Source organism: Reyranella sp. CPCC 100927, from assembly GCF_007859315.1.
GTDB lineage: Bacteria > Pseudomonadota > Alphaproteobacteria > Reyranellales > Reyranellaceae > Vineibacter.
In genome coordinates, this window is sequence record NZ_VOHA01000008.1 from 311,063 (window position 1) to 337,933 (window position 26,871).

The following is a 26,871-nucleotide window of genomic DNA, read 5'->3' on the forward strand; positions in this document are numbered from 1 at the left end:
GATACCGCATAATAGATACAGGCTGTATGTATGGCAAGGACGAAAATTGAGCAGCATGCGTTGACGCGCGCCGAGTTGCTGCGCCAAGGCCGCCGGATCTTCAGCACGGCGGGCTACGCGGATGCAGCGACCGAGGACATCGTACGGCAGGCCGGCCTGACTCGCGGTGCGTTGTACTATCACTTCCGCGACAAGCGGGCGCTCTTCGAAGCCGTGGTCGAGGACGTGGCGCGCGAGATGGCCGACAAGATCGATGCCGCCGCCCTGCCGGCCAAGAGCGCCTTCGACGGACTGATGCTGGGCACGCATGCCTTCCTTGATGCCTGCCTCGATCCGGCGACGCGGCGCATCTATCTGGTCGACGCACCCTCCGTGCTGGGCTGGCATCGCTGGCGCGAAATCGACGGACGGCACGGCATGCGCACCCTGCGCATCGGCGTCGAGGCCGTCTTGGCGGAGCGCCCCGATCGGGCGTTGTCGACCGAACCCCTGGCCTACCTGCTGTCGGGCGCCCTCAACGAGGCCGCCATGTGGCTGCACGAGGCGACGGACGAGTCGGTCGCACGCCGCGAGATCGACCGCATGCTGTTGTTGCTGTTCGAGCGCCTATTCGACGGACGCAAGGCTCGCTGAACGCACCGTCTGCACCGCCACCAGGATGCGCTCCGGTGTCGCCGGCGCATCGAGGGTCACCGGCACGCTGTGTTCGGCAACGCTGGCGATGGCGTCCTTCAGGGCTGTCCACACGGCGGTCGCCAGCATCAGCGGCGGCTCGCCGATCGCCTTGGAGCGAAAGATGGTGGCCTCGCGTGCCGGCGCGTTCTCCAGGATGTGCACGTTGAACACCGGCGGCACGTCGCGGCTGCCGGGAATCTTGTAAGTGGACGGGCCTGCCGTGCGCAGGCGGCCGTCCTTGTCCCACCACAGCTCCTCGCAGGTGAGCCAGCCCATGCCCTGCGCGAAGGCGCCCTCGATCTGACCGAGATCGACGGCCGGGTTGAGGGAGCGGCCGCAATCCTGCACCAGATCGGCCCGCAGCACCCGCGACTCGCCGGTGAGCGTATCGATCGCCACCTCGGCGACGGCGGCGCCGTAGGAGAAGTAGAAGAAGGGCCGGCCCTTCATCGCCTGCGGATCCCAATGGATCTTGGGCGTGCGGTAGAAGCCGGTCGACGACAGCGACACGCGGCCCTGATGGCACAGCCGCGCCAGCTCATTGAAGGCCACGACGCGATTGTCACCCGGCCGCGCCACATGCACGTGATTGTCGCGGAACGCGATCGCATCCTCGGGCACATCGAAATGGCCGGCGGCGAAGGTGGCCATGCGCTGGCGGATGGTGTCGGCGGCCGTGAACGCGGCCCAGCCGTTGAGGTCGGAGCCCGTCGATGCCGCCGTCGGCGAGGTGTTGGGCACCTCGCCGGTCGAGGTGGCCGTGACCCGGATACGGTCGAGATCGACCTGGAACACCTCGGCGACCACCTGCGCCACCTTGACGAACAGCCCTTGCCCCATCTCCGTGCCGCCGTGGTTCAGCCGGATCGAGCCGTCGCTGTAGACGTGCACCAGGGCGCCGGCCTGGTTCATGCTCGGGATGTTGAAGGAGATGCCGAATTTCAGCGGGAACATGCCAAGGCCGCGCTTGATGACCGGGTTGTCGCGGTTGAAGGCATCGATCTCGGCACGCCGCTGAGCCCAGGACGACTCGCGCGCCACCTGCGCCACGCAGCGGCGGATCAGGTTGTCTTCGACCTTCTGGCCGTAGGGCGTTTCATCGTTGATGCCCTCGCCGTAGAAATTGACGGCGCGCACGGCTTCCGGCGTCTTGCCCAGCACGTGCGCAATGCGGCCGATCGCGTCCTCCATCACCACCACGCCCTGCGGCCCGCCAAAACCGCGGAACGCGGTGTTGGACACGGTGTTGGTCTTGCAGGCGAGGCCCGTGCAGCGGATGTCGGGCACCCAGTAGGTGTTGTCGACATGCGTCAGCGCGCGCCCCAGCACGCCCGGCGTGAGATCGACACTGTGGCCGCCGTTGGCCGCCAGGGTGACATCGAGCGCCAGCACCCGCCCTTCGTCGTCGAAGCCGACGTCATAGCGATACAGGAAACCATGGCGCTTGCCCGTGGCCACCATGTCGTGGCTGCGCGGCAGGCGCAGCTTGACCGGCCGGCCGGTCTGGCGCGCCAGCAGCGCCGCCACCGCGGCAACCCACGATGCGTTGCTCTCCTTGCCGCCGAAGGCGCCGCCCATGCGGCGCACCATCACGGTGATCTGATTGTAGTCGAGGCCCAGAACGCGCGCGGCGATGTGCTGCACTTCGGTGGGATGCTGGGTCGAGGAATGAATCGTGATGTCGCCATCCTCGCCCGGCAGTGCCAGCGCAACCTGGCCCTCGAGATAGAAATGCTCCTGGCCACCCACCCGGAAGCTGTGCGACAGCCGCAGCGGCGCCTGCTGCAGGGCCGCGACGGCATCGCCGCGCGACAAGACCGACGGCGGATAGAGCAGCGAGCCCTGCTCCAAGGCCGCGTCGATAGTAAGGATGGCCGGCAGCGTCTCGATGTCGAGCACCGCCTTCTTCGCCGCCGCGCGGGCGGCATCCAGCGACACCGCAGCGATGGCCGCGACCGGCTGGCCGACATGCTCGACGACGGTCTCGGCGAACAGCGGCTCGTTGCTGTTGCCCGGCGCGATGTCGTTGCGCCCGGGAATATCGGCCGCCGCGATCACGGCCACGACACCCGGTGCGGCACGCGCCGCCGCCAGGTCGATCGCGCGCAGCCTGCCGTGCGCAACCGGTGACAGCACCAGTGCCGCATGCAACAGGCCGGACGGCTCCGCCATGTCGTCGATGTAGGTGGCCTCGCCCGTCGTGTGCTTCAGCGCACTGTCGTGGCGCTGCGGGCTATGCACGCCGCCCTGCGCCGTGCCGCGCGCCTGATCGGGATCGGCACTCATAGCTGGTCGACCTCGAGAACGGCGTCCGGCCGTGTCGTGCGCCAGTACAACCGACGCAACAGATTACCGGCAACCGCAAGCCGATAGGCGGCGCTGCCGCGCCAATCATCCAGCGGCTGGAAATCACGCGCCAACGCTGCCGCCGCCCGATCGATGGCACCATCGCCCCAGGGCTGGCCGATCAATGCCGCCTCGGCCTGGCGGGCACGCGCCGGTGTCGCGGCCATGCCGCCGAACGCCAGGCGCGCCGAGCGAACGACGCCATCCTCGATCCGCAGCCGGTAGGCACCGAGCACGGCCGAGATATCCTGGTCGCGCCGTTTGGAAACCTTGTCGACGTGGAAGACCTCGCCGGGCTGCGGCACCTTGATGTCGATCGCTTCGATGATGTCGTCGGCAGCCAGTGCCGTGCGACGATAACCCAGGAAGAACGCATCACTCGCCACCGCGCGTGGCCCGCGCGCGGCTGATCGCACGTGGATGGTGGCGTCGAGTGCCAGCAGCACCGGCAGCGTATCGCCGATCGGCGAGGCGGTGCCGAGATTGCCGCCGATGGTACCCAGGGCGCGGATCTGGCGCGATCCCAGCCGCCGCACCATGGCGCCGAACGGTGCCAGCGAGTCAGCCAGATACGGCAGCAGGCCAGCATAGGTCAGCGCCGCACCGATGCGCAACCGCTCGCGCGCAACAGACGCCATCTGCAGCTCGGGCACCCGCGCGACGTGCACGACGTGCGCCGGCACGTCGCGGTCATGGCTGACGCGCAGGCCGAGATCAGTGCCACCGGCCAGCAACCAGGCGTCGGGAAAGTCGCGGCGCAGGGCCAGGAGCGCGTCCAGGGTCGTCGGCGAGTCGAATCGCGTGGCACCGTCCTGCCATGCTGCGGCGCCGGCCGGCGGCCGCTCGACCATCGACGCCAATGGCGCATCGGGCTGCTGGGCCACCCTCGCCATCGCCTCGACGATCGGACGATAGCCCGTACAGCGGCAGAGATTGCCGGCGAGAGCGTCATGGATCAGCGCCGCCTCGGGCGGTTCGCCGCCGGCGGCAAAGGCGTACATGCTCATGATGATGCCGGGCGTGCAGTAACCGCACTGGGTTCCATCGCCGTCGGCCAGCGCGCGCTGCACCGGATGCGGCGTGCCGCCGGCGTCGCGCAGCCCTTCAACCGTGCGCACGGCACGGCCATGCACTTGCCCCATCATCAGCAGACAGGCGTTGGCCGGCTCGCACGAGCGCCCGCCGGCGGCCGGCGGCTGCTCCAGCGCCACGGTACAGGCACCGCAATCACCTTCGGCACACCCCTCCTTCGTGCCTGTCAGGCGTGCCGGCCCGCGCAACCAATCGAGCAGGGTCATCGCCGGCGATACGCCGGCTGCCGTGACCGGCTGGCCGTTGAGGACGAAGGCGATGGTATCAGGCATGGCGTGCTCTTGCCGGAGCATAGTGCGAAATCGACCGCATTTGACAGCGAGTCCCCGACCCGCTGCAATGGCGGGCTTTGCCACCGCGCTAACCGCCGATCCGCGTCAGGGAGTTCCGATTGCCGAGACAGCCCAAACGGGCCCGGACCGCCCTCACCGCTGCCAATCTCGGGCAGCTGGGCGCGCCACGGTTGGCGGAACTGCTGATCGACCGGGCCCGTCATGACCGGCTGTTGCGCGAAGCGCTCTTACGCCTGCTGGCCCAGGCGGCCGGCGAGGACGAGCTGCACGACTATATCGACCGTCGCCTGCTGGCGCTGGCCCGCGGCCGGGAGGTGGGACGCGACGAGGCCACAGCGCTCGCGCACGAGCTGGACGGCCTGCGCCGCGATGCGATGGAGAGCATTGCGCCGGTACACCCTCTGGCCGCCGCCGGACTGGTGCGTCACATGGTCGAACTGGGCCCTGCGATCATCCGGCGTGCGCCGCCGCCGCGCGACCAGGTGGGCGCCTGGTTGGCCGCGGCGCTCGCCGATCTTGCACGGTTGTGGACCCAGGTACCGCCCGAACCGCAGGAGATCGCGGCCTTCGCGATCGACTGCGCCCTGCAGGAGGATGACGCATTCCCCGGCGCCATGACGGTCCTGGCGCCGGCGCTGGGTACGGGCGGCCTGCAGGCAGTGCGCGCCACATTGAAGATGAAACTGAAGGAGCTGCCGGCGGAACCGGCAGGCGGCCGCTGGGGTTCGGCCGGTAAACCAGCCGTACACGCCGGCACACGTGCCTCGCGCCTGCGCCGGCACCTGGGCGAGATCGCCGATCTGCTTGATGATGTGGATGGCTATATCGCGCTGGAAAAGGCGCAGCCGCGAGCGCATGTCAACATCAGGGCCATCGTCGAACGGCTGCTGAAGGCGGGGCGTGGCGAGGACGCGCTGAGCTGGTTGGACGACGGGCGGTATCACAATCGGCTGATCTCGACCCTGGACCAGCGACTGGCGGTGCTGGAGTCGCTGGGCCGCCGCGATGATGCCCAGGCTCTGCGCTGGCAACAGTTCGAACGGCAGCTCGACCGCACCATGCTGAAGGACTATCTGAAGCACCTGCCCGACTTCGCCGACTTCGAGGCCGAGCGCCGCGCCATGGACCATGCGCTGGCCTTCAAGTCGGCGACCGAGGCGCTAGCGTTCCTGACGGCCTGGCCCGATCTCGACAGCGTGGCGCGGCTGGTGCGCGAGCGCAGCAACGAGTTTGCTGTCACACCGCCGGACATGTTGTTGGCCACGGGCGAGGCACTGCGCGACCGGCATCCGCGCGAGGCGGTCACCGCCATGCGCCTTGCCGTGACCGGCGTCATGCGGCGAGGCCTGTCACATTTGTTCGAGAAGGCCGCCCAGGCCCTGGTCGACAGCGCGACCCTGGCCCGCGCCGGGCCTGACCCTGAGCACGAAACGCATACCGCCTTTGTCGATCGGCTGCGCGAAACGCATCCGCGACCCTGGAGCTTCTGGCAGATTTACGACTCCATCTCCTACCCGAGTGCATCATGATCGACTTCAGCCTGACGCCGCGCGAACAAGACCTGCAAGACCGTACACGGACGTTCATCCAGACCGCCGTACTGCCGTTCGAGAAGGATCCGCGGCAAAGCCCACACGGCCCCAGCGATGCCTTGCGCTGCGAACTCAATGCGCTGGCGAAGCGGGCCGGGCTGCTGTCGCCGCAATGCGATCCACACTGGGGCGGCCTGGGGCTCTCTCACCGCGAGCGCGCCATCGTCTTCGAGGAAGCCGGCTACTCCCTGCTCGGCCCAATCGCGCTTCACTGCATGGCGCCCGACGAGGGCAACATGCACATGCTGGAGGCGGTGGCCAGCGATGCCCACAAGCAGCGCTGGCTGAAGCCGCTGGCCGCGGGCGATATCCGCTCCTGCTTTGCCATGACGGAACAGCCGCCCGGCGCCGGTTCCGATCCGTCGGCCATGCTCACCACTGCCGTGGCCGACGGCGACCACTTCGTCATCAACGGCGAGAAGTGGCTGATCACCGGCGCCAACGGTGCCGGTGTCATGATCATCATGGCCCGCACCCTGGTCGACGGCCAGGACCGCGGCGCCACCATCTTCATGAGCGACATGCCGGCCGACGGCATCGTCGTGGAGCGCACCATCGACACCATCGAGGAGTCCATGACCGGCGGCCACTGCGTGGTGCGGTTCAAGGATCTGCGTATCCACCGCGACGACGTCCTGGGCGAGGTCGGCCGCGGCTTCCGCTACGCCCAGGTGCGCCTGGCGCCGGCCCGGCTGACGCACTGCATGCGCTGGCTGGGCGCGGCACGGCGCGCGCACGATATCGCCGTCGACTATGCCAACCGGCGCAAGGCGTTCGGCAAGACGCTGATCGAGCACGAAGGCGTCGGCTTCCAGCTGGCCGACAACCTGATCGACCTGCATCTGTCGCGGCTCGCCATCTGGCACTGCGCCTGGGTACTGGATCAGGGCCGCGATGCCCGGGTCGAATCCAGCATCGCCAAGGTTGCCGTGTCGGAAGCGCTGTTCCGCATCGCCGATCGCTGCGTTCAGGTGCTGGGCGGGCTGGGCGTCACCGGCGACACGCTGGTCGAGCGCATCTTCCGCGAGATCCGCGCCTTTCGCATCTACGACGGCCCCTCCGAGGTGCATCGCTGGAGCCTGGCGCGCGGCCTGGCGACGAAGGCTTGAGGCGTCGCGATGCATCGACCTCAGGCCGACACGTTCGAGGCACTGCGCGCGCAGTTCCGCTGGGAGATCCCGGCGACGTTCAATTTCGCGACCGACGTCGTCGACCGCTGGGCCGGGGATCCATCGCGGACAGCCCTGCTGTGGTCCAACGCCGCCGGCGACGAGCGGCGATACACGTTCGCCGAGATCGCCGACCGGTCGCGCCGGCTCGCCAACGTGTTGCGCGCGGCGGGCATCAAGAAGGGCGACCGCGTCGTTGTCATGCTGCCGCGCCTGCCGGCGTGGCACATCGCGATGGTCGCCTGCCTGCGCATCGGCGCCGTGCCCATCCCCTCGATCGAGATGCTGACCGCCGATGACATCGCCTACCGCGCCCGGGCGGCGGAGGCCGTGGGCGCCGTGACGACGCGGGCAAACATCGGCAAGTTCGCCGCGCTGCCCGGCATCACGGCCCGGATCGCGGTCGGTGGCGGCGAGGGCTGGCTCGACTTCGACACCGCGATCGCGGCGGCCGCGACCGACAGTGCGGCCGCCACGGTTGGCGCCGAGGATCCGGCGCTGCTGTTCTTCACATCCGGCTCCACCGGCAAGCCCAAGGGTGTCCTGCACGCCGCCCGTGCCCTCTTCGCGTGGCGCAATGCCATGTGGTTCTGGCCCGATCTCACGGAACGCGACGTCATGTGGTGCACGGCCGATACCGGCTGGGCCAAGGCCGGCACCAGCGTGCTGATCGGTCCGTGGTCATGCGGCACGGCCGTCGTCTTCCACGATGGGCCGTTCGATGCCCGCCGCCGCCTGGAATTGATCGCGCGCCATCGGGTCAGCGTGTTCTGCGCCCCCAACACCGAACTGCGGCGGTTGGTGCTGGAGAACGCGGCCGGCATCGACCTCTCGTCGCTGCGCGTATCGCTGTCAGGCGGCGAGAGCGTGAACCCGGAGATCATCGCGCGCTGGGAAGCGATGACCGGCTGCCGCCTGCTCGAAGCCTACGGTCAGACCGAGGGGCTGATGCTGATCACCAACCACGCGCTGCTGCCGCCGCGCACCGCGTCGATGGGCAAACCCTATCCCGGCCTCGATGCCGCCGTGATGTCGGTCGATCGCACGCAACTGCTCGGCCCCGGCGAGGTCGGCATCCTGGCCATTCGCCAGCCGCAACCGATGCAGATGCTGGGGTATTGGCGCGATCCGGCACGCACGGCAGCCGACCGCGTGATGCTGGATGGCGTCGACTGGCATCTCACGGGCGATCTCGTCACCATGGATGGCGACGGCTATGTGTTCTACCAGGGGCGCGACGACGACATCATCGGCTCGGCCGGTTACCGGATCGGGCCGGCCGAAGTCGAGAATGCGTTGATGCAACACGACGCCATCGCCGAGTGCGCCGTGGTGGCGAGCCCCGACGACGAACGCGGCGAGGTCGTCAAGGCGTTCATCGTGCTGAAACCCGATATCGCGCCGTCGGATGCGTTGGCGCGCGCGATCCAGGATCATACCAAGCAGGTGACAGCACCCTACAAATACCCGCGCTTGATCGAGTTCGTCGCCGATCTGCCCAAGACGCCCACCGGCAAGACTCGCCGCCGCGAACTGCGTGACCTGGAGTATCGACGCGCCGGCAAGTTGTGAGCGCACAGCGCGGGTGCCATAGTCCCGGCAACACAACGGGAGGATGGCATGAACAGACGAGCGATCGCAGCGCTGTTCGCCACGATGACGCTGATCGCGCCGGCACTGGCGACAGCCCAGAGCGACTGGCCGGCCCGATCGGTGCGTGTGATCGTGCCCTACCCTCCCGGTGGCCCCAGCGACTCCAGCACGCGCATCGTGATGGAGCGTGTCGCCGCCCTGCTGCGCCAACCGATCGTGATCGAGAACAAGGGCGGCGCCGGCGGCATGATCGGCGCCGAAGCCGCGAAATCGGCAGCGCCTGACGGCTATACGTTCCTGATGGTGACGACGGCGATGGTGTGCATCACGCACCATCTGCAGCCGATCCCGTTCGACCCCGAGAAGGATTTCGTGACGGTCGGGCGTATGGCCACGTCGTGGGGCGCCATGGCCGTCCATCCCTCGCTGCCCACCAAGACGATGGGCGAGTTCGTCGCCTATGCGAAGGCCAATCCCGGCAAGATCAATTTCGGCTCGGCGGGCCAGGCCACCATCACGCACCTGATCGGCGAGATGCTGAAGCTGGAAGCCGGCATCGACATGGTACACGTGCCCTACAAGGGCAGCGCACCGGCAACCCAGGGCCTGCTCGCCAACCAGGTGCAGGTGCAATTCGACTCGACGGTCCTGCCGCATATCAAGGCCGGAACCCTGCGCGCGCTCGCCATGCTGGGCGACACGCGCTGGCCGCAGCTGCCCGACTTGGCCACAACGAAGGAGCAGGGCTACGAAAAAAGCGGCGCGCAGAGCTGGTTCGGCATCGTGGCGCCGGCCGGCACGCCGCAGGCGGCCATCGACCGCATGGCCAAGGTCATGGCCCAGGCGATCGCCGAGCCCGACACCCAGACCAAACTCGACAACGCCGGACTGCGCCCGACTTGGCTCGACGCGGCCGCGTTTCGCGCCACGATCACGGCCGAGACAAAGACCTACGGCGACATCATCCGCAGAGGCAACATCAAGGCGCAGTAGGGGCACTTCCAGGTGAAGAGTGAGGAGTTCAGCGATATGGCAGACGTGGTCACCGTGACGAAGGATGGTCCGGTCTCGATCTTCACGATCAACCGACCGGAGAAGGGCAACGCCATCAGCCGACAGGTCGCGCTCGATTTGCAGGCGCAATTTGCCGCCTTCGATGCCGACGACAGCCAACGCGTCGCGGTGATCACCGGCGCCGGCGAAAAGGCCTTCTCCGTCGGCGCCGACGTCACCGATCTGCCCGAACTATGGCGCTGCGTGCCGACCTTGGGCATCCAGACCGAGAAGCCGGTGATCGCCGCCACCTCGGGCTGGTGCGTGGGCGGTGCCATGGTCATCGTCATGATGGCCGATCTCGCCATCGCCAGCGAGACGACGCGGTTCTCCTATCCGGAGGCCAAGCTCGGCTTCACGGGCGGTATCATCTCCGGCCTGCCGGCGCGCATCCCGCACAAGATCGCCATGGAGATCATCATGATGTGCCGGCCGATGGAGGCGCAACGCGCCTACGAGGTCGGCATGGTCAACAAGATCGTGCCCGCCGGCAAACATGTCGAGGAAGCGGTGGCCTGGGGTCATGAGCTCGCCGGCTTCGCGCCGCTGGTGCTGAAGACCATCAAGCGCTTCGTCACCCAGCAGGTGCTGCCCAAGGGTCCTTCGGAGCTGATGGCACGCGCCATGGTCGATCTGCAGATGGTGCGGGAGAGCGAAGACGGCCAGGAAGGCGCCCGCGCTTTCAAGGAAAAGCGTCCGCCCAAGTTCAAGGGACGGTAGGTGCGTTTCGGACCGCGGGCGTCCACGCCCGCACTCGCTCGCAGCGAAGCGAAGCGCGAATGATCGTCGGGCGCTAACGCGCCGATGCGCGCGTGGACGCGCGCGGTCCAAAGCAAGCCAGTTTCGCCACCGCCTCGGCGACGATGGCGTCGGGCGGCTGATCGATCGACACGGTGATGGCTTCGTCCGACCCCGGCGGCTCGAGCGCGGCGAACTGGCTGTCGAGCAGTGCGGCCGGCATGAAGTGATCGGTGCGGGCTGCCAGGCGGGCGGCAATCAGTGTCTTGTCGCCCGCCAGGTACACGAAGCGCAGCTCGGGCGAGCCGGTGCGCAGGATGTCGCGATACGCACGCTTCAACGCCGAGCAGGCGAGCACTGTCGGCCGCGCCTGTCGCGACCAGCGCCCGATCGCCGCCGCCATCGCCTCCAGCCACGGCTGGCGATCGGTATCGTCCAGCGGCTGGCCGCTTTTCATCTTCGCGACATTGGCCGGCGGATGGAAGGCATCGCCCTCGGCATAATCGCCGTCGAGCGCAGCCGCGAGCTTCGAGCCAATCGTGCTTTTGCCGCAGCCCGACACCCCCATCGCGACCACGACCAGCATGTCTAGGACCCGGCGGCCGGCGACGACAGATCAAGCGGCGCCCAATCGGCATGATGCCGGCCGGGCGCATCGAAGCGGGCAAAGCCGTGCTGGCCGAAGATGTCGCGCTGGGCGGCGATCATGTCGGCCCACAGCCGTCCGGTACGCAGGCCGTCGACATAGCTGAGCGCCGACGAAAACGCCGGCACCGGCACACCGTGCGCAACCGCCGTCACCACCACCTGCCGCCACTCCGCATCGCCGGCCGCGACGCGGCGCCATAGCGTGCGATCGAGCAGCAGGTTCTCGATATCCGGCGTCGCCGTGTACGCCTCGGCGATCGGCTCCAGCAGGGTCGAGCGGATGATGCAGCCACCGCGCCAGATGCGCGCCACTGTCGCCGGCGACACGCCCCAGCCATGCTCGGCATCGGCGGCGCGGATCAGTGCGAACCCCTGCGCCAGCACCGCGATGTTGGCCGACAGCAGGGCTCGCTCCAGCGCCGCGATCAAGGCACGCCGATCACCGCTGAAGTCCATGGTCGGCGATCCCAGCGACGCGACCGCGGTCTGGCGCATCTCGCGCAATGCCGAGAGGCAACGCGCATGGACCGCCTCGGCCAGCGTCGGCGCGGCGACGCCGTATTCCAGTGCGGCGTTGGCGGTCCACTGGCCGGTGCCCTTCTGCTCGGCAGTATCGACGATGTGCTCGATCAGCGGCGTGCCGTCCTTGTCGAGCGTATCGAGCGCGCGTACGGCACATTCCATCAGGAACGACGACAGCGCACCGCGCGTCCAGCGCGCGAACAGATCGCGGATCTCCTCATGCGGCACGTCCAGCAGACGCCGCAGCAGATGCCAGGCCTCGGCGATCAACTGCATGTGGGCATATTCGATGCCGTTGTGCACCGTCTTCACGAAGTGCCCGGCAGCGCCGTTGCCGACGCGGGCGAAACACGGCGTACCATCCGGCGCCTTGGCCGCGATGGCGGTGAAGACCGGCGCCAACCGAGCCAGCGCATCGCCATCGCCGCCGGCCATGATCGCCGGGCCGTGCCGGGCGCCCTCGGCGCCGCCTGACACGCCGAATCCCAGGAAGTGGACGCCGGCCTCGGCACAACGCGCCTGGCGACGTGCCGTATCACGATAGAAGGCATTGCCGCCGTCGATGACCACATCGCCCGCAGCCAGATGCGGGCGCAGCGATTCGATCGCAGCATCGGTCGGCGCGCCGGCCGGCACCAGCAGGAAGATCGTACGCGGTGCCGGCAGCGCCGCCACCAGTGCCGCCGGCGTGGCGCATGCCGTGCCCTTGTCACCGAGATCGGCTGCCAGACGATCGGCGACACCGGCCGCAGGATCGTAGAGCGCCAGACGCACGCCGTGATCGGCCATGTTGCGCGCCAGATTGGCGCCCATGACGCCCAGTCCCATCAATCCGATCGCCGTCATGTCACACCCACGCCCGTTGACGCCATGTCATCCGTCCTTCTGCCTTCGTCCTCCCCACGAAGTGGGGAGGTGCCCCGAAGGGGCGGAGGGGACCTGACGTGGTCCCTGCTATTGAGACTCCGTCGGGTCCCCCTCCGGCTCAGGTGCTTCGACGCAAAGCGTCGAAGCACCGAAACGGCCACCTCCCCCACCTTTGGTGGGGGAGGGAAATTCTAATCCATCTTGGCGCCGCTGGCCTTCACCACAGGGGCCCACTTTTCGCGCTCCAGCCGCACGAAATCCGCGTACTCGGCCGGCGTCATCGGCCGGATCACGCCGCCCTGCTCCAGGATCGGGTCGGCGGCTTCCTTGGTCTTGAGCACCGCCACGGCCGCCGCATGGATCCGGGTCAGGATATCCCGGGGGACACCAGCTGGTGCCGCCAGCCCGTACCAATTGTCCGATTGCACCGTCGGCAGGCCGACTTCCGTCGTTGTCGGCACGTCGGGCAGCAAGGCCGAGCGAGTCTTGCTGGTGACGGCCAGGGCCCGCAGGTTGCCGGCGCGGATATGCGGCAACAGCGGCGAGACATCGAGCACGGTCATCTGGACCTGTCCCGCCAGGAGGTCCTGTATCGCCGGCGCCGCGCCGCGATAGGGCACGTGCACGATGTCGATGCCGGCCGCGGTCTTGAACAGCTCGCCGGCCAGATGGGTGATGCTGCCGGTGCCTGACGAGCCGTAGTTCACCTTGCCCGGATTGGCCTTGGCGTGTGCGATCAGGTCCTGGATCGTCTTCACCGGCAGGCGCGACGATGCCGCGATGATCTCCTGCACCAGGACGATCGGCGTCAGCAGAAACAGGTCCTTATCCTCGAAGGGCATCTTGGGCAGGATGAACGGCGCAATCGAGGATGGGCCGGCGCTGTTCATACCGATGGCGTAGCCATCCGGCGCCGCCTTGGCGATGGCATCGACGCCGGTGACGCCGCCCAGGCCGGTCTTGTTCTCGACCACCACCTGCTGCCCCAGCTGCACCGACAGGCCGCGGGCCAGGATGCGGCCGAACATGTCAGCCGGACCGCCGGCTGCGAACGGCACATAAAGCGTGATCGGCTTGTTCGGCCACGCCTGAGCGCGCACCGCCGGTGCCGCCATGACAGCGGCACCGGCAGATGCCAGAAGTGTTCTACGTTTCATGATCCCTCCCAACCCCCATCGTTATGCTGTCAACTCTATTGACGACTCCATCGATGTAAACCGCTTGCCGCAAGAACCAGGCTCACAGCCCCGCGATGTCATAGGCATAGAGGCCGGCGTTGCGGGCCCGCTGGCGGACCAGGCCGAGCACGGCCTTGGAGTACGGCATGGCGATGCCCAGCCGGTCGCCGATCTCGATCGGCGCGGCGAGAATGGCATCGATCTCCAGGCCGCGACCGGCCTCGAGATCCTGCAACATCGAGGTCTTGAACGCCCCCAGTTCACGGGTGACGGCGAAGCGCTGGTCGATCGTCATCGTCATCGCAATGCCCAAGGCCTGACCGACCACCGCCGCTTCTTCCATCATGCGGCGCACCAGATCCGCCGTCAGCGGATCGTCCATGATCAGGTCAGCCGTCGAGCCGGTCAACGCGCTGATGGGATTCATGTTCATGTTGCCCCACAGCTTCAACCACACCTCGCGCTGAATCCCTGACGTCGGCTGCACCTCGAAGCCGGCACCGCTCAGCAACCCAACGATGCGCTGCAGGCGCGGCGTCTCGGCGCCCGACGGCTCGCCCACCAGCAACAGGTTGCCGCGCCCGCGTCGGATCACGCCGGGCGCCGCGACGGTCGACGACAGGTGCACCACCGCGCCCACGACCTGTGCCGGCGGCAGAACCCGTGCGATCACGCCGCCGGGGTCCGCGGCCTGCAGCGTCGTGCCGGCAAGGCTGCCGCCGAAGCTGCTGAAGAACCACCACGGCACGCCATTCATCATTGGCACGACGACGGTGTCGGGCCCGACCAGGGGCGCCAACGACGGCGCGGCGGTGATCAGCCCCGGTGCCTTGAGCGCCACGATCACAATGTCCTGGCGGCCCAGCGCGCCTGCATCGTCGGCCGCCGCGACGCGCAGGGCCGATCGCTGATCGCCCTCGATCAGGGTCAGGCCGTCCGCCACGATGCGCGCCAGATGCGGCCCGCGCGCCAGCACGCTGACCGTGCCACCGGCCTGCGCCAGCCTGGCCGCCACCACGCCGCCGATCGCACCGGCCCCGACGACACAGATTTTCGCTGGATCCATGGACACCCCTTGCCCCTCATTGGACGGACGCGACAGATATGACAGAAAATCCTTTTGGTCTTGGCTGCAGATCCTTAGCGGGTTCTGTTGCAGTGACAGAAAAGCGACAGAAAGCGACAGAAAATCCCTGGCGATGTTGATACCGATCGATGGTGAACGCCATCTGGGAACCGCCTGATCCAGCTGCAAGCGGAACAAAATTAAACATTCCCGGTCCTGTCATCCCGAGCGCAGCGAGGAATGACAGAGCGGTGCTCCCCTGTGTTGGTCGGAAGGCCGCCATGTGCCGGGACGCTACACCCAGCCCCGGATCGAGGCTACGGTCGTGCCGGTTGCGGGAGGAAGACGATGAAGTTCAGCCTGTTCATGTACTGCACGGTGGGCCGCAAGGCCGAGCTCGAGGCCGGCATGGCCGGCCGGCGGCCCGAGCTCTATCAGCGCATGCTGGACGAAATTGCCGCCTATGCCCGCTTCGCCGACGACGCCGGCTATTTCGGCTTCGGCCATCCCGAGCATCATCTTCAGATCGAAGGCTTCGAGATCTCCAACGACCCGCGCCTGATGGGCATGTGGCTGGGCAAGCATACCCAGAAGCTGCGCGTGATCACCTGCGGCTTCGTGTCGACCACGCACAATCCACTGCGCGTGGCCGAGGACATCGCCACCATGGACAACATGCTGGGCGGCCGCTTCGGCGTCGGCCTGGTACGCGGTTACCAGGCGCGCTGGGTCGAGAACTTCAAGATCCGCGACGATCTCAATGCCGTCGGCCCGTGGAACAAGGACTCACCCGCCGACAGCGCCAACCGCGAGTATTTCGCCGAGTTCGTCGATATCGTGGTCAAGGCGCTGTCCAACGACACGTTCAGCCATGCCGGCAAGTACTGGAATTTCCCGCCCCGCGATTTCACCAACCCCCACCCGCATCCGGTCTATGTGAACTACGGCCGGGGCGTGACGCCCGATATGAAGATCAACCAGATCGGCATCGCGCCGCGGCCATTGCAGACGCCGCATCCGCCGCTCTACGGCGGGTTCGCCAACTCCATGCGCACGGCCACCTTCTGGGCACGCTACGGCGGCAAGCCGCTGGTGCTGACCGACAACATCCCGTTCTTCGTGAAGCTGTGCGATGCCTACCAGACCGAGGCCGCCAAGCACGGCCGCATGGTCAAGCGCGGGCACGAAGCCGGCTGGGGCGGCATTTTCATCTGCGCCCCGACCGATGCCCAGGCGCGGGCATGGCTGCAGGACATGATGTGGTTTTGGAACCAGTGGTCGATTCCATTCGGCAATGGTGTTCCCGAGCTGCTGGTGGGATCGCCCGACACGATCTCGCGGCGGCTAGATGAGGTACACAAACAGATCCCGGTCGAGGAGGTCGTGCTGCTGATCCCGCAGGGCATCCACGACCGCGACCAGATCATGACCTCGCTCGATTTGATGGCCACCAAGGTGATGCCGCGATTCGCCGGCTGACCACGCCAGCAGAACAACGAGCACCGCAACGCAAGATCGCGGCTTTTCGAGGCTCCGGCATGAATCATGAATTAGGATCCATGTAAGATCGCTGCCAGGACAATCTCGGATACGGGCATGACGGCAACGGCGCCAGGCAATGGACCTCGTATCGTCATCGTTGGTGGCGGCGCTGGCGGTGTCGAGTTGGCAACGCGCCTCGGCCGTCGTCTTGGCCGGCACAAGGCTGACGTCGTGCTTGTCGACCGGAACCCTGCCCATCTGTGGAAGCCGCGCTTGCACGAGGTCGCGGTCGGATTGATCGGTTCCGGCGACGACGAGACAAGCTACCTCGCCCACGGGCACGCCCACGATTATGCGTTCAGCCTGGGCGAACTGATCGGGTTGGACACCGTGCGCCGGGTGATCCGTGTCGGCGCCATCAGGAGCACGGAAAGCGACGAACAGGTCCTGGAAGCGCGCGATATCGCGTACGACACCCTGGTCCTTGCATTGGGCAGCCGGGTGAATGATTTCGGAATCCCAGGCGTCCTCGAGCACTGCCATATGCTCGACAGTCCGGCTCAGGCGCAGCATCTGCAGCGCAGCTTCCTCGAGGCGGCCGTGCAGGTCACCATGGATCGACTCGACCGTCTTCGGATCGGAATCGTGGGAGCCGGCGCGACCGGCGTGGAGCTGGCGGCGGAACTTCACCATGCGGTGCATGCGATGGAGCGCTATGGCGGGCTGGGCGCTGCCGGCCGGCTCGATATCACCCTGATCGACCGGGCCGACCGCGTCCTGCCGGCCGTCGATCCCCAGACCTCCGAGCACGCGCTGGCCGCGCTGCAACGGCTGGGCGTCAAGGTGCTGCTGGGCCAGGGCGTCGAGCGGGTCACGCGCGACGCCTTCCATCTGACCAACGGCGAGACCGTGCCCTGCGCGATCAAGGTCTGGGCCTCGGGCGTCATCGGCCACGACGTCGTCGACGCTCTCGCAGGCCTGACGGTGTCAAAGGGCAGGCGGATCGTCGTCGACTCTCATCTCGCATGTATTGGCGTCGCGAATATTTTCGCCATCGGTGACTGCGCGGCCGCGGCGGCCGACGGTGGCGCCGGACTGCTGCCGCCGACGGCGCAGGTCGCGCACCAGCAAGCCGCCTATCTGGCGCGGGCGCTCACGCGGCGGATGGCGGGTAAATCGGTCGCACCGTTTCGCTTTCGTCCGCGTGGCACGCTGGTATCGCTGGGCGCGGATCAGGCGGCCGGCGAGATCCCCACGCGCCGCAATCAGTCGGTGGTTCCCCTTCGGGGTGCGCTCGCCAAGCTGCTTTATGTCTCGCTCTACCACATGCACAGGGTGACGCTGCATGGCTGGCTGCGCGCGACGGCCCTGTTCCTGGCCGACCGCCTGCGCCGCACGACCCTGCCGCCCGTGAAGCTGCACTGAAATCGCCGCGGCGCTACTACCATATGGGAGTGGCGACCGACAGGCCGGCTCAGGCATCTTGCTGTGCCCGGCGGACGGCTGCACCATGCCGCGGGGTGAAGGTGTGTTGTGCTTCCTCGGCTGGAGCCGGTTGCCCGTCTGCGAACGACGACACATCCCCGTCGAAAGGAGAAGAACATGCCGACTTCCGTGAAGGAAATGCTGGCGGCGGCCAATGCCGCCGTGCCGAAGATCACGCCGGACCAGGCCCGCGACATGATCGCCAAAGGCAATGTCCTGGTGATCGATGTGCGTGACGCGCCGGAAGTGCAGGCGAGCGGCAAGGTCAAGGGCGCGCTGCACATCTCGCGCGGCATGCTGGAGTTCCGCGCCGATCCCGAACTGCCCTCGCACGACAAGACGCTCGTCAAGGACAAGCCGGTGATCGTGTACTGCGCATCGGGTGGCCGCTCGGCCCTGGCCGGCAAGATGCTGCAGGACCTGGGTTACAAAGAGGTCTACAACCTCGGCGGCTTCAAGGACTGGGCCGACGCCGGCGGCGACGTGGAGAAGTAGGGACCTTTTTCCTCCTCACGCAGTGGGGAGGTGCCCCGATACGACGTTTCGACGCAACGCGTCGAAACGTCGGTGGGCGGAGGGGAGCAGACGTGGTCTCTCGACAAGAAACACCACGTCGGGTCCCCCTCCGGCCTTCGGCCACCTCCCCCAACTGCGTTGGGGGAGGGATCAATTCAATTGAGCTCCTCGGCCAGCGCGCGTGAGAGCGCAAAGAGGCGCCGTTCGATCAGGACCGGCTGCTCGCAGATCACCGGCAGGAGCCGCTCGCGGTCCTCGAAGATGCGCGTGTCCCAGGTCATCTGCGCTTCCAGCTCGACGCGCCGCTCGCGCACCTTGGGATCGGTCGAGTCCCGGTCCAACGCGTCGCGGTCATGGCGCGCCTTTTCGATCCGCTCGGTCAGCGCCGCCTGGCGTGTGCCGTACCGACGAATGCCGCGCATGATCGCGCTGCGTTCGGCGCCGAGGCTTTCGAACAGGCCGGCGAAGATCTGAGTGGCGACGGCGTTGCGATCACCCGGCGCCGCGACGAGAAAGCGGTGGATTTCACCGCTGGCCTCCTCGACCGACACGCGGCGCGGTGCCACCCGGCGCACCAACTCCGCCACCGCCGGCGTATCGCGCCATGTCGCGCTGGCCTGCGCCGGGTCGGGCCCGCTCCACATGGCGCCAACCGACAGCTCCGGTTGCAGGACCTGGATACACGGCCAGTCCGCTGCTTTCGTCTGGGCAAGCGCACCGTGCCAGGGTGAGGCGACGACACAAAAGATCAGGAAGGCAAGAGCGAGCCGAGTCCCTTTACCTTCCCCCGCTTGCGGGGGAAGGTGGCGCGCAGCGCCGGATGGGGGGCACTTCAACGGAAATGGTGCTCGCCGCAAAACACCAAGGCTGCCGCAAGAGCCCCCATCCGCCCTTCTGGCACCTTCCCCCGCAAGCGGGGGAAGGTAAAGAAAATCACGGCCGCTCAGGGTGACACGAGCCATATCCCCCCTCCCCTCATCGATCACCGTATGGCAACGCCCCACGGCAGTTCGCCGACCGTGATCGACTTGATGACCTTGCGCTTCTCGACATCGATCACCGAGATGTCGTTGGATGCACCGTTGGTCGACACCAGCCGCTTCTGGTCAGGCGTGAAGTCCAGCTGCCACACGCGCTGTCCGACCAGCAGATAGCGTTCGACCTTGTAGGTGGCGGTATCGATGACGGCGACGCGGTTGGCCGGCCCCAGCGCGACGAAGGCCGTCTTGCCGTCAGCCGTGATGCGAACGCCGACCGGCTGTATCGCTTCCTTGCGAACGCCAGGGATCTCGAAGCTGATCTTGTGCGTAACTTTGCGCGTCTGCGCGTCGATGACGCTGACCGTGCCGCCGACTTCCGCCGACACCCAGACCTGTTTGCCGTCCGGCGTGAACTCGGCAAACCGCGGCCTGTTGTCGACCAGGACGCTGCTGACCACCTTGAGCGTACCGGTATCGATGAAATGCGCCATGCTGGTGGTTTCAGACGTGTTGACCAGCCACTGGCCGTCCGGGCTCAACCCCATGCCCTCGGGTTCGACGCCAACCGGAATCTGGCTCTCGATGGCGCCGCGTTCGACGTCGAGAACCGTCACCATGTTGTTGTCTTCATTGGCGATGTAGAGGCGGCGGCCGTCCGGCGACAGAATGAACAGCTCGGGATCCGGTCCGCTGGGCAAGGTGCGAATCACCTTGAGGCTGGCCAGATCCAGCACCTCGATGTGCCCCGCGTCGCTGGTGCAGATGTAAAGCAGCTTCTTGTCCTTGCTGAGCGTGATGCCGCGCGGCCGGGCCCCGACTCGAATGGTCTGCGTCACCTCCAGCCGCTCAAGGTCGACGACGCTGATCGTGTTGCTTTTCTCATTGGAGATGTAGGCCGTGGATGCCAGCGCGACCGTGCCGAGAAGACACAGCGCCGCGACAATCACGCTTCTGACGATCATGGTCATGCCCGCCTCTTCGATCAGACGACAGACTGCGTCGACACCCCCACTCGATAGCCGGCACCGCGTGCGTCGAAAATGCGACTAAGGTTCAAGGCTGAGATCAGAAGCAGCGGAAATCGGCTTCGACCTGGGCAAGCCGAAGCGTGTCAACCTTGTCCTTCAGCACCTTGGCGTTGCGAAAGATCGCAGCCTGATCGCCCGGCGCCTGCTGCATGCGCATGACGGTTTCCGCCTGCTCATAGGCGCCATAGGGAATGATCGAGCCGATCGCGTCGATGCTGCATGAACAGCGTTGCAGCATCTCCACCGTCTGCCCGTTGCTGGCCATGCAGCCGATCACGTAGTCGACGATGACGGGCGTCGGATAGTCGTTCGAGCGCGCGCTGCTCGCTGGAATAGCCAGCATCAGAGCGGCAAGGAGGGGCGCGAAACGATGCACGATCATGTCATCACCGCCTTGTCGGACAACGCTCCGTGGCAGCAGCAGACCAGACGCGTCTTGCGGCGTCAATCGCGGACAAGATCAGAGCGACCAGTCGCTTCTGTTCGTGTGACGAGTCGGGGGGATATAGGCCCAAAGTAGAATTTAGGCCGATGGGCATAAAGCGCATCATGCGCGCAGATGACGGCTGACCGGCATACGGGAAAGACCGTGATCAATACGTGCTTGGAGCAACCCGGGCCTGAGGAGACGTCGATGAAGACATGGAAAAAGCCGAGAATCGAAGAGATCACCGTAGGCCTCGAAATCAACGCCTACGCTTGCGCACAGATGTGATCGATTCTCTGCCGTGTCGGCTGCGCGTGTCGCTATGCGATGAGCCGGTGCGAAACGATGCTTCGGTGGTTCAAACGGCCGCCGGCGAGAGATGCTCCGCCGGGGTTTGACGTATGTCTCGCGCCGACGCCGGCACCATGCGCGTACCGTCGGCACCAACCACCGCCGTGGAAAGAGGTGCAACCGCCTGACTGCGATCCAACGGGAGGAAGCAATGCCGAAACAGCCGTGCGTTTCCGTCTCAGCACTCGCACTTGCCGCCATGTTCGCTGGCTATCCAGCCATGGTTTCCGCCAACGACGATCTGGCGAAACTGTCGAAAGACCCGAACCAGTGGGTCATGCCGGCGGGCGACTATGCCAACACGCGCTACAGCGCGCTCGAGCAGATCAACAAGACCAACGTCAAGAATCTCCAGGTGGCGTGGACGTTCTCGACCGGTGTTCTGCGGGGCCACGAAGGTGGGCCGCTGGTGATCGGCGACATGATGTACGTCCATGCGCCATTCCCCAATACGGTTTTCGCCCTGGACCTGAAGGCGAACGGGCGCATCGTCTGGAAGTACGAGCCCAAGCAGGACCCCAACGTCATTCCCGTCATGTGCTGCGATACCGTCAATCGTGGCGTGGCCTATGGCGAGGGCAAGATCTTCCTGCACCAGGCCGACACGACTTTGGTGGCGCTGGATGCCAAGACCGGCAAGGTCGAGTGGTCGGTCAAGGATGGCGATCCATCCAAGGGTGAAACCGGCACGTCGGCGCCGCTGGTCGTGAAGGACAAGGTCCTGATCGGCAACAGCGGCGGCGAGTTCGGCGTGCGCGGCAAGGTGACCGCATATGACATCAAGACCGGCAAGCCCGCATGGGTCGGCTGGTCGATGGGCCCCGACTCCGACACCCTGATGGATCCGGTCAAGACCACGTCGATGGGCAAGCCCGTGGGCAAGGACTCGGGCATCGGCACCTGGCAGGGCGATCAGTGGAAGATCGGCGGCGGCACGACCTGGGGCTGGATCTCCTACGATCCGGAACTCAACCTCGTCTACTACGGGACCGGGAACCCCAGCACCTGGAACCCGATGCAGCGGCCGGGCGACAACAAGTGGTCGATGACGATCTTCGCGCGCGATGCCGATAGCGGCATGGCGAAGTGGGTCTATCAGATGACGCCGCACGACGAGTGGGACTATGACGGCGTCAACGAGATGATCCTGGTCAACCAGAAGATCGGCGGCCAGGACCGCAAGATGCTGGTGCACTTCGATCGCAACGGCTTCGGCTACACACTCGACCGGGCCACCGGCGAGCTCCTGGTCGCCGAGAAGTTCGATCCCGTCGTCAACTGGGCAACGAAGATCGACCTCAAGACCGGCCTGCCGGAACGGGTGAAAGAGTATTCGACCCGGGCCGGCGGCGAGGACAAGAACACCCAGGGCATCTGCCCGGCAGCGCTGGGCAGCAAGGACCAGCAGCCGGCCGCCTTCTCGCCCAAGACCGGGCTGTTCTACGTGCCGACCAACCAGGTCTGCATGGACTACGAGCCGTTCAAGGTCGCCTATACGGCAGGCCAGCCCTATGTCGGCGCGACGCTGAGCATGTTCCCGCCCAAGGGCAAGGACAACCTCGGCAACTTCATCGCCTGGGATGCCACGACCGGCAAGATCAAGTGGTCGCTTCCCGAGCCGTTCTCGGTATGGAGCGGTGCATTGGCGACGGCCGGCGGCGTGGTCTTCTACGGCACGCTCGAGGGCTATCTCAAGGCCGTCGACGCCGAGACCGGCAAGGAGCTGTACAAGTTCAAGACTCCGTCGGGCATCATCGGCAACGTCAACACCTATACCCATGGCGGCAGGCAATACATCGCCATCCTGTCCGGTATCGGCGGTTGGGCCGGCATCGGCATGGCCGCCGGCCTGACGGGTGAAACCGAAGGCCTCGGCGCCGTGGGCGCCTACAAGGCACTGTCGAACTATACCCAGCTTGGCGGGACGCTGACGGTCTTTGCGCTGCCGCAGTGATCTCGAGCGACGCATGCGGGGAGGCCGTCGCCTCCCCGCTTTTGTCAAAGCCTATCCGCCAGTCATCCACGAGGGTCAGGATGCACCGCGCCAATCGTTTACGCTGTCTGGCCGCGCTCTTCGGATGTCTGATTGCGATAGCTGCTCCCTCCATTCTCGATGCCCAGACATCGGGGCAGCCGGCTGCCGACGACGAGAAGCCCTATCGCATCGCCAGTGACGGCACGGTCGACTGGCCGACATTCAACGGCTATCGGCGCTATCATGCCAGCTGCCACACCTGCCACGGACCGGATGGCCTGGGCAGCAGCTTCGGGCCGGCGCTGGCGGATTCCCTGAAGACGCTGCCGCAGGAAAAATTCATGGAAGTCGTTGTGAACGGCAAACAGGACGGCGAGAAGAAGATGCCGGCGCTGGGCACCGACTTCAACGTCATGTGCTACATCAACGACATCTACGCCTACCTCAAAGCGCGTTCCGACGGTGCCATCGGGCGCGGCCGGCCGGCGAAGTACGAGAAGAAGTCGGAGGAAGCCGCCAAGGCGGAAGAGACCTGCATGGGCTCGGCACGCTGACCCGTTCTGCACTGACGGTGACACGCGTGCATCGACCGGCCTCGGTGATATCCCGAGCGGTCAACTTTTCCTTCCCCCGGAGGGGAAGGTGCCCAAAAGGGCGGACGGGGATGGTCAAACGAATGCCACCTCATCAAGCTGGCATCGAATTGGGTCGCAACATTCCCTTCTGGCGCTACGCGCCGCCTTCCTCCGGGGAAAGGATAAGTCACAAGCTCCAAGAATAGCGAGGGACCTTGGTTTTTCGCAGTATCCAATCGATAGTGATCGCGGGCGTCCTGACCCTGGGCGCGCCATCCCTTGCGATGGCACAAACACCGAGCGAACCCGACCGTTCGGCGCTGCGCATATGCGCCGATCCCAGCGGGTTGCCCTTTTCAAACGACAAGGACGAGGGATTCGAGAATCGGATCGCCGCGCTGTTCGCCAAGAAGCTCAGCGTGCCGCTGCACTATACCTGGTATCCGAATTCGGTCGGTTTCCTGCGCAACACGCTGCGGGCTCGCCGGTGTGATCTGGTGGTCGGCATCGTGACAGGTGCCGACTTGGTTCTGAACACCAACCCCTATTATCGGTCGAGCTACGTCATCGTCACGCGTCGTGCCGATGACCTCAGCGTCAATACGATCGGCGATCCCAAGCTCGCCGAGCTGCGCATCGGCGTCACCGCCGGGACGCCGCCTGCCGATCTCGTCGCCAGCGCCGGCCTCATGACCCATGCGCGGCCCTATCAGCTGTTCGTCGACACACGCGCCGACAATCCCGGCAAACAGATGATCGACGATCTGGCGGCCAAGCAGATCGATGCCGCCCTGCTGTGGGGGCCGATCGCCGGCTACTTCGCCCGCCAGCACGGCGATGCGCTGAAGATCGTGCCCTTGGTGAAGGAACCCAAGGCAGTCCGCATGGCCTTCTACATCAGCATGGGCGTGCGACCGGGCGAGACGGAGTGGAAGAACACCGTCAACCAGCTCATACGCGACAACCAGGACGCCATCACGGGAATCCTGAAGGAATACGGTGTGCCTCTCCTCGATGAGCGGGACAACCCGCTGCAGTAGCTGATGCCTTCTCCCCGCGAAGATCCGGGGCGCGAAGCGCGCCCGAAGGGAGAAGGTTGCGCGTTTCGGTACTTCGACGCTTTGCGTCGAAGTACCTGAGCCGGACGAGGGCTTTGCAACGCTGGAACAAAGATGAAGCAGCCACCGGCGTGCTCCTGTCGAACCGACGTGGCCAGGCACAACGTGCTCAGCAATTAAAGCCATGAGGCGCGACCTGTCGCTGCCTTACGCACGTTGGACAGAACCTCAACGCACTCGTCATCATTCCAAAGGATGAGTTTGAGGACGTAGGCGTCAGCGACGGGAAGTGCTAGTGTGCCGATGGTCCCCAGACCAAGGGAGTGCCAAGCCATGACCGCAAAATACTCCGGCGGGTGTTCGCATGTGCACGTCACCTCCGCCGCCGAACCCATCGATAACCACGAATGCCACTGCAATGTCTGCAAATCTGTGACCAAGCAACACACCACGCACGTGGCCTTCTTCAACTACGGCGACCTGAAGGTCGACCACGCTGAGAAGATCAAGCGTGTACCGTTCAACGCCGATAATCCAGGCGGTCCGTTGGAGATCTGCCTTTGCACCGAATGCAATTCAGTGCTGATGCTGGACGACAAGCAACGTCGCATCCGCGTTGCCGTGCCGAACGTCATGGGGTACGACACTGACAAGTTTCCAAAGGCGACGTACCATGCCTTCTGGGACGAATCAAAAGGGTACCCTAGGCCGTCCGACGGTCGACCGGTGTATGCAGGGCTGCGACCAGACTTCGCGTGGCCCGCGGGCTCGTGAAGCACCGTGTTGTGTTGCGGCGGGTGGCGAACCTACTTCGCTCACTACCCGTCGCTGCTGCGGCCTCGAGCAGAAGATGAAGGGGCCGTCCAGCGCGCCCGCTACATGACACTGGAAACCATCGCTCCCTCGGGCGACGATCCAGCCTGCCCGTCGTGGCGGATCGGCCGATGCCCTTGATGAAACCGAGCACGTGCGCGCCCTCGCCCGCCATGCCGCGCAGGCGCATGGCTTCACCCATGTAGTGCTGCACAAGGTCGATGGCGCCGGCGACGGCAGCGATTTCTACCGCATCGGCGTCGGCGTAGATGGTCCGCACGCCCGCGACCCGTACGACATGCTCGCCGGCCTTGTTGGCGAACGCACGGACGGTGGCAAGCTCGCCGCCGTCGCTCATGGCGGCCTCGACCGCCTCCCTTCTGACTCTCCTGGCGGCCGCAGGTGCGGCGCAGGATTTCCGGCACGCTCAGTCGTTGGCATTCAGGACCGAGGCATGGTGGCGGATGTGGTCGGCCATGAGGGTCGAGATGAAGTAGTAGCCGTGGTCGTACCCGTCGTGGCGGCGCAGCATGAGTGGCTGCCCTGTCGCGCGGCAGGCGGCCTCGAACAGATGCGGGTGCAGCTGCTGCTCGAGGAACTGATCGGCCTGGCCCTGGTCGATCAGCAACGGCGGACAACGGGCGCCGCCTTCCAACAAAGCCGTTGCATCCCACGCCCGCCAGGCGGTCCGATCAGACCCGAGATAGCGACTGAACGCCTTCTCACCCCACGGACAGCGCGACGGAGCCGCGATCGGCGCGAAGGCCGACACCGAGCGATAGAGGCCGGCATTGCGCAGCGCGGCGACCAGCGCACCGTGTCCGCCCATCGAGTGGCCGAAGATTCCCAACCGATCGCGGCGGCCCGGCAGATGCCTGGCGATGAGTTCCGGCAGCTCCCGCGTCACATAGGCATGCATGCGGTAGCTCTGCCGCCAGGGCATGACGGTGGCGTCGAGGTAAAAACCGGCGCCCAGGCCGAAATCCCAGCTCTCGTCGTCGCCCGGATATCGCTGGTCGCGCGGGCTGGTATCCGGCGCCACCAGCATCACGCCCAGCTCGGCTGCCGGCCCCAGGGCGGCAGCCTTGGTCGTGAAGGTTTCCTCGTTGCAGGTCAGGCCGGCGAGATAGAACAGCACCGGAACCGCCTGTTGCGCCGCCTGCGCCGGCACGAACACGGCGAAGCGCATCTCGCCGCCGATCTCCACCGACGGGTGCGCATAGAACCTGACCTCGCCACCGTGACACCGGTGGCGACTGCGCAAAGCGAGATCGGTCATCAGTACACCACGACGCTGCGGATGGATTCGCCGCGGTGCATCAGGTCGAAGCCCTCGCTGATGCGCTCCA

Annotated in this window: 24 protein-coding genes and 1 pseudogene; 14 read left to right on the forward strand and 11 right to left on the reverse strand. The window is 66.2% G+C overall.

Annotated elements, in window-relative coordinates; translation table 11 throughout:
* The first annotated feature begins 30 nt into the window (after positions 1 to 30).
* Complete coding sequence (locus FQU96_RS22830) at positions 31 to 633, forward strand: TetR/AcrR family transcriptional regulator (protein ID WP_146543650.1); 603 nt, start codon at positions 31 to 33, stop codon at positions 631 to 633.
* Here FQU96_RS22830 and xdhB read toward each other — a convergent pair.
* Positions 607 to 2,961, reverse strand: coding sequence for a xanthine dehydrogenase molybdopterin binding subunit (gene xdhB, locus FQU96_RS22835; protein ID WP_146543651.1), 2,355 nt, complete (start codon positions 2,959 to 2,961; stop codon positions 607 to 609). The two genes, FQU96_RS22830 and xdhB, sit on opposite strands and share 27 nt — an antisense overlap.
* Positions 2,958 to 4,385 (reverse strand): xanthine dehydrogenase small subunit, encoded by a 1,428-nt coding sequence (gene xdhA / locus FQU96_RS22840; RefSeq protein ID WP_146543652.1) that lies wholly within the window; start codon positions 4,383 to 4,385, stop codon positions 2,958 to 2,960. Before xdhA ends, xdhB begins: the two co-directional genes overlap by 4 nt.
* A 119-nt stretch (positions 4,386 to 4,504) precedes the next feature.
* Here xdhA and FQU96_RS22845 point away from each other — a divergent pair, with 119 nt between their 5' ends.
* The 5 genes from FQU96_RS22845 to FQU96_RS22865 are packed head-to-tail and all read left to right on the forward strand — an operon-like array spanning position 4,505 to position 10,533.
* Positions 4,505 to 5,935, forward strand: coding sequence for a DUF6880 family protein (locus FQU96_RS22845; RefSeq protein ID WP_146543653.1), 1,431 nt, complete (start codon positions 4,505 to 4,507; stop codon positions 5,933 to 5,935).
* Positions 5,932 to 7,107: an acyl-CoA dehydrogenase family protein gene (locus FQU96_RS22850; protein WP_146543654.1), complete on the forward strand. Its 1,176-nt coding sequence runs from the start codon at positions 5,932 to 5,934 to the stop codon at positions 7,105 to 7,107. Before FQU96_RS22845 ends, FQU96_RS22850 begins: the two co-directional genes overlap by 4 nt.
* Before the next feature lie 9 nt (positions 7,108 to 7,116).
* A complete protein-coding gene (locus FQU96_RS22855) occupies positions 7,117 to 8,739 on the forward strand; it encodes an acyl-CoA synthetase (protein WP_146543655.1) in 1,623 nt (540 codons plus the stop codon).
* 48 nt (positions 8,740 to 8,787) lie between these two features.
* Positions 8,788 to 9,753, forward strand: a complete 966-nt coding sequence (locus FQU96_RS22860) for a tripartite tricarboxylate transporter substrate binding protein (RefSeq protein ID WP_146543656.1) — start codon at positions 8,788 to 8,790, stop codon at positions 9,751 to 9,753.
* Between the two features lie 36 nt (positions 9,754 to 9,789).
* Entirely contained in the window at positions 9,790 to 10,533 is a 744-nt protein-coding gene (locus tag FQU96_RS22865; RefSeq protein WP_146543657.1) for an enoyl-CoA hydratase/isomerase family protein, read from the forward strand.
* 73 nt (positions 10,534 to 10,606) lie between these two features.
* Here FQU96_RS22865 and FQU96_RS22870 read toward each other — a convergent pair whose 3' ends face one another.
* The 4 genes from FQU96_RS22870 to FQU96_RS22885 all read right to left on the reverse strand — a co-directional run bounded on the left by FQU96_RS22870 (position 10,607) and on the right by FQU96_RS22885 (position 14,832).
* Complete coding sequence (locus tag FQU96_RS22870) at positions 10,607 to 11,137, reverse strand: gluconokinase (protein WP_146543658.1); 531 nt, start codon at positions 11,135 to 11,137, stop codon at positions 10,607 to 10,609.
* A gap of 2 nt (positions 11,138 to 11,139) precedes the next feature.
* Positions 11,140 to 12,567 carry an NADP-dependent phosphogluconate dehydrogenase gene (gndA, locus tag FQU96_RS22875; protein ID WP_146543659.1) on the reverse strand — a complete coding sequence of 476 codons (1,428 nt, stop codon included), beginning with the start codon at positions 12,565 to 12,567 and terminating at the stop codon, positions 11,140 to 11,142.
* A 212-nt stretch (positions 12,568 to 12,779) separates the two neighbouring features.
* Positions 12,780 to 13,745, reverse strand: a complete 966-nt coding sequence (locus FQU96_RS22880) for a tripartite tricarboxylate transporter substrate binding protein (protein ID WP_146543660.1) — start codon at positions 13,743 to 13,745, stop codon at positions 12,780 to 12,782.
* An 82-nt stretch (positions 13,746 to 13,827) separates the two neighbouring features.
* Positions 13,828 to 14,832 (reverse strand): ketopantoate reductase family protein, encoded by a 1,005-nt coding sequence (locus tag FQU96_RS22885; protein ID WP_146543661.1) that lies wholly within the window; start codon positions 14,830 to 14,832, stop codon positions 13,828 to 13,830.
* 348 nt (positions 14,833 to 15,180) lie between these two features.
* Here FQU96_RS22885 and FQU96_RS22890 point away from each other — a divergent pair, with 348 nt between their 5' ends.
* The 3 genes from FQU96_RS22890 (at position 15,181) to FQU96_RS22900 (ending at position 18,294) form a co-directional block, all read left to right on the forward strand.
* On the forward strand, positions 15,181 to 16,311 hold the full coding sequence (locus FQU96_RS22890; RefSeq protein ID WP_178130661.1) for an LLM class flavin-dependent oxidoreductase: 1,131 nt from the start codon (positions 15,181 to 15,183) through the stop codon (positions 16,309 to 16,311).
* Between the two features lie 117 nt (positions 16,312 to 16,428).
* Positions 16,429 to 17,739 (forward strand): NAD(P)/FAD-dependent oxidoreductase, encoded by a 1,311-nt coding sequence (locus FQU96_RS22895; RefSeq protein ID WP_146543663.1) that lies wholly within the window; start codon positions 16,429 to 16,431, stop codon positions 17,737 to 17,739.
* A gap of 177 nt (positions 17,740 to 17,916) precedes the next feature.
* Positions 17,917 to 18,294, forward strand: coding sequence for a rhodanese-like domain-containing protein (locus FQU96_RS22900; RefSeq protein ID WP_146543664.1), 378 nt, complete (start codon positions 17,917 to 17,919; stop codon positions 18,292 to 18,294).
* A gap of 176 nt (positions 18,295 to 18,470) precedes the next feature.
* Here FQU96_RS22900 and FQU96_RS22905 read toward each other — a convergent pair whose 3' ends face one another.
* The 3 genes from FQU96_RS22905 to FQU96_RS22915 form a co-directional block, all read right to left on the reverse strand.
* The gene (locus FQU96_RS22905) at positions 18,471 to 18,959 is read right to left on the reverse strand and encodes a hypothetical protein (RefSeq protein ID WP_146543665.1); all 489 of its coding nucleotides are present in this window, start codon (positions 18,957 to 18,959) and stop codon (positions 18,471 to 18,473) included.
* A gap of 338 nt (positions 18,960 to 19,297) precedes the next feature.
* Positions 19,298 to 20,263: a YVTN family beta-propeller repeat protein gene (locus FQU96_RS22910; protein ID WP_146543666.1), complete on the reverse strand. Its 966-nt coding sequence runs from the start codon at positions 20,261 to 20,263 to the stop codon at positions 19,298 to 19,300.
* A gap of 97 nt (positions 20,264 to 20,360) precedes the next feature.
* Complete coding sequence (locus FQU96_RS22915) at positions 20,361 to 20,705, reverse strand: hypothetical protein (protein WP_146543667.1); 345 nt, start codon at positions 20,703 to 20,705, stop codon at positions 20,361 to 20,363.
* 252 nt (positions 20,706 to 20,957) lie between these two features.
* Between FQU96_RS22915 and pqqA the strand changes: the two genes are divergently transcribed.
* The 5 genes from pqqA (at position 20,958) to FQU96_RS22945 (ending at position 25,483) form a co-directional block, all read left to right on the forward strand.
* The gene (gene pqqA / locus FQU96_RS22920) at positions 20,958 to 21,038 is read left to right on the forward strand and encodes a pyrroloquinoline quinone precursor peptide PqqA (RefSeq protein ID WP_146543685.1); all 81 of its coding nucleotides are present in this window, start codon (positions 20,958 to 20,960) and stop codon (positions 21,036 to 21,038) included.
* Positions 21,039 to 21,321: 283 nt separating this feature from the next.
* Entirely contained in the window at positions 21,322 to 23,055 is a 1,734-nt protein-coding gene (gene xoxF5 / locus FQU96_RS22925) for a lanthanide-dependent methanol dehydrogenase XoxF5 (RefSeq protein WP_370461385.1), read from the forward strand.
* 80 nt (positions 23,056 to 23,135) lie between these two features.
* Complete coding sequence (locus tag FQU96_RS22930; RefSeq protein ID WP_146543668.1) at positions 23,136 to 23,630, forward strand: c-type cytochrome, methanol metabolism-related; 495 nt, start codon at positions 23,136 to 23,138, stop codon at positions 23,628 to 23,630.
* Positions 23,631 to 23,935: 305 nt separating this feature from the next.
* Positions 23,936 to 24,691, forward strand: a complete 756-nt coding sequence (locus tag FQU96_RS22935; RefSeq protein WP_146543669.1) for a substrate-binding domain-containing protein — start codon at positions 23,936 to 23,938, stop codon at positions 24,689 to 24,691.
* Between the two features lie 351 nt (positions 24,692 to 25,042).
* A complete protein-coding gene (locus FQU96_RS22945; protein ID WP_146543671.1) occupies positions 25,043 to 25,483 on the forward strand; it encodes a GFA family protein in 441 nt (146 codons plus the stop codon).
* 226 nt (positions 25,484 to 25,709) lie between these two features.
* Here the strand turns inward: FQU96_RS22945 and FQU96_RS22950 are convergent.
* Together FQU96_RS22950 and fghA are read right to left on the reverse strand one after the other, a co-directional pair.
* Positions 25,710 to 25,889 (reverse strand): annotated as a pseudogene (locus FQU96_RS22950) (DUF3987 domain-containing protein); the annotation flags it as partial.
* A 60-nt stretch (positions 25,890 to 25,949) separates the two neighbouring features.
* On the reverse strand, positions 25,950 to 26,801 hold the full coding sequence (gene fghA, locus FQU96_RS22955; protein ID WP_146543672.1) for an S-formylglutathione hydrolase: 852 nt from the start codon (positions 26,799 to 26,801) through the stop codon (positions 25,950 to 25,952).
* Between the last annotated feature and the right edge of the window lie 70 nt (positions 26,802 to 26,871).

Excerpts from the sequence above, each read along its gene's own strand:
- FQU96_RS22830 (WP_146543650.1), top strand. The coding sequence starts at position 31 with ATGGCAAGGACGAAAATTGAGCAGCATGCGTTGACGCGCGCCGAGTTG.
- xdhB (WP_146543651.1), bottom strand. The coding sequence starts at position 2,961 with ATGAGTGCCGATCCCGATCAGGCGCGCGGCACGGCGCAGGGCGGCGTG.
- xdhA (WP_146543652.1), bottom strand. The coding sequence starts at position 4,385 with ATGCCTGATACCATCGCCTTCGTCCTCAACGGCCAGCCGGTCACGGCA.
- FQU96_RS22850 (WP_146543654.1), top strand. The coding sequence starts at position 5,932 with ATGATCGACTTCAGCCTGACGCCGCGCGAACAAGACCTGCAAGACCGT.
- FQU96_RS22855 (WP_146543655.1), top strand. The coding sequence starts at position 7,117 with ATGCATCGACCTCAGGCCGACACGTTCGAGGCACTGCGCGCGCAGTTC.
- FQU96_RS22860 (WP_146543656.1), top strand. The coding sequence starts at position 8,788 with ATGAACAGACGAGCGATCGCAGCGCTGTTCGCCACGATGACGCTGATC.
- FQU96_RS22865 (WP_146543657.1), top strand. The coding sequence starts at position 9,790 with ATGGCAGACGTGGTCACCGTGACGAAGGATGGTCCGGTCTCGATCTTC.
- FQU96_RS22870 (WP_146543658.1), bottom strand. The coding sequence starts at position 11,137 with ATGCTGGTCGTGGTCGCGATGGGGGTGTCGGGCTGCGGCAAAAGCACG.
- gndA (WP_146543659.1), bottom strand. The coding sequence starts at position 12,567 with ATGACGGCGATCGGATTGATGGGACTGGGCGTCATGGGCGCCAATCTG.
- FQU96_RS22880 (WP_146543660.1), bottom strand. The coding sequence starts at position 13,745 with ATGAAACGTAGAACACTTCTGGCATCTGCCGGTGCCGCTGTCATGGCG.
- FQU96_RS22885 (WP_146543661.1), bottom strand. The coding sequence starts at position 14,832 with ATGGATCCAGCGAAAATCTGTGTCGTCGGGGCCGGTGCGATCGGCGGC.
- FQU96_RS22890 (WP_178130661.1), top strand. The coding sequence starts at position 15,181 with ATGAAGTTCAGCCTGTTCATGTACTGCACGGTGGGCCGCAAGGCCGAG.
- FQU96_RS22895 (WP_146543663.1), top strand. The coding sequence starts at position 16,429 with ATGACGGCAACGGCGCCAGGCAATGGACCTCGTATCGTCATCGTTGGT.
- FQU96_RS22900 (WP_146543664.1), top strand. The coding sequence starts at position 17,917 with ATGCCGACTTCCGTGAAGGAAATGCTGGCGGCGGCCAATGCCGCCGTG.
- FQU96_RS22905 (WP_146543665.1), bottom strand. The coding sequence starts at position 18,959 with ATGTGGAGCGGGCCCGACCCGGCGCAGGCCAGCGCGACATGGCGCGAT.
- FQU96_RS22910 (WP_146543666.1), bottom strand. The coding sequence starts at position 20,263 with ATGACCATGATCGTCAGAAGCGTGATTGTCGCGGCGCTGTGTCTTCTC.
- FQU96_RS22915 (WP_146543667.1), bottom strand. The coding sequence starts at position 20,705 with ATGATCGTGCATCGTTTCGCGCCCCTCCTTGCCGCTCTGATGCTGGCT.
- pqqA (WP_146543685.1), top strand. The coding sequence starts at position 20,958 with ATGAAGACATGGAAAAAGCCGAGAATCGAAGAGATCACCGTAGGCCTC.
- xoxF5 (WP_370461385.1), top strand. The coding sequence starts at position 21,322 with ATGGTTTCCGCCAACGACGATCTGGCGAAACTGTCGAAAGACCCGAAC.
- FQU96_RS22930 (WP_146543668.1), top strand. The coding sequence starts at position 23,136 with ATGCACCGCGCCAATCGTTTACGCTGTCTGGCCGCGCTCTTCGGATGT.
- FQU96_RS22935 (WP_146543669.1), top strand. The coding sequence starts at position 23,936 with ATGGCACAAACACCGAGCGAACCCGACCGTTCGGCGCTGCGCATATGC.
- FQU96_RS22945 (WP_146543671.1), top strand. The coding sequence starts at position 25,043 with ATGACCGCAAAATACTCCGGCGGGTGTTCGCATGTGCACGTCACCTCC.
- fghA (WP_146543672.1), bottom strand. The coding sequence starts at position 26,801 with ATGACCGATCTCGCTTTGCGCAGTCGCCACCGGTGTCACGGTGGCGAG.